This window comes from Limnohabitans sp. 2KL-51, from assembly GCF_003063645.1.
GTDB lineage: Bacteria > Pseudomonadota > Gammaproteobacteria > Burkholderiales > Burkholderiaceae_C > Limnohabitans_A.
Map to the genome: position 1 here is coordinate 1 of NZ_NESJ01000065.1, position 762 is coordinate 762.

General features: G+C 65.9%; 1 protein-coding gene. It reads left to right on the forward strand.

Going from position 1 to position 762, the window contains the following annotated elements; genetic code table 11:
• Positions 1–762, forward strand: a 762-nt coding sequence (locus tag B9Z49_RS21400) for a VCBS domain-containing protein (protein WP_199225145.1), incomplete at both ends; no start/stop codon positions are given.

The following is a 762-nucleotide window of genomic DNA, read 5'->3' on the forward strand; positions in this document are numbered from 1 at the left end:
AAGACACCTACGTGGCCAGCCCCGCCACGGGCTATGTGAATGACGGCAACAACATCCAGAGCTTTGCGTTTGACACCCGTGTCAGCGCCAGCCTGGCCCTGAGCAACGACACCGCCACCGCCGTGGAAGCAGGCGGCACCGCCAACGGCACAGCAGGCACCAACCCCGCCATCGCCGGCACCAGCGGCGTGCTGAGCAATGACTCTGGAACCACACCCACCGTCACCGGCATCCAAAAAATCAGCGACACCAGCGCCACAGCGGTCACAGCCGGCAGCACCGGCGGCACGGGCGGCACGTCCATCGTCGGCCAATACGGCACCTTGGTCATGGGTGCGGACGGCAGCTATATCTACACCGTCAACAACAGCAACGCCACCGTGCAAGCCCTGCGCACCACGGCCAACACCCTGACCGACGTGTTCACCTACACCGCGGCCGACGCATCGGGCACCAAGACGGCCAACCTGGTCGTCACCGTGCAGGGCGCCAACGACGCGCCCACCGTCGTTGTTCAAGAAGCTGACAAAACCGTCACCGCGGGCAACGCGCTCACGCCCTTCAGCATCCTTGGCAACTTTGCCGACGTGGACAGCGCAGGCAACGGCGAGACGGCCACCTACACCACCTCGGCACTGCCAGCAGGCGTGAGCTTTGACGCCACCACTGGCACCTTCAGCGGCACGCCCACCACCACCGGCACCACCAGCGTCACGGTCACCCGCACCGACGCGGGCGGCCTGACCGTGACCGACACCTTTT